Source organism: Delftia sp. WSY_16, assembly GCF_043104415.1.
Classification (GTDB): Bacteria; Pseudomonadota; Gammaproteobacteria; order Burkholderiales; family Burkholderiaceae_C; genus Comamonas; species Comamonas tsuruhatensis.
In genome coordinates this window covers 1-353 of sequence record NZ_JBICKS010000012.1, presented here as the reverse complement: position 1 = coordinate 353, position 353 = coordinate 1, and the positions used below count along the sequence as shown (strand labels likewise).

Here is a 353-nt window from a genome sequence, read left to right as displayed (position 1 = left end):
CAGATGTCGCCCTGCCCGTCGATGCGGCCCTGCACATCGATGCGCCCGCCGATGGGCGAGAACTTGATGGCATTGGCCAGCACATTGCGCACCACCTGCTGGAAGCGCACGGGGTCGGCCTTGGCGATCAGCGGGGCGTCGTCGAGTTCGAGCCGCAGGTCGATGAGCTTGTGCTGCTGCTGCGGCTCCAGCTCGCGCACGACCGGCCGGATCAGGCTGCGCAGGTCCGTGCGCTCCAGGTGGATGGTTCCCACGGCGCTGTCCAGCTTGGCGACATCGAGCAGGTCATTGACCAGGGCCAGCATGCGCTGGCCCGCCGCATGGATGTCGTTGAACATGTCGGCCATGGCGGG

1 protein-coding gene is annotated in these 353 nt (G+C 67.4%); it reads right to left on the bottom strand.

What is annotated here, in order from left to right:
* The coding region (locus ACF8O7_RS06965; RefSeq protein WP_392442861.1) for a sensor histidine kinase at positions 1 to 353 on the bottom strand (353 nt) is incomplete at both ends.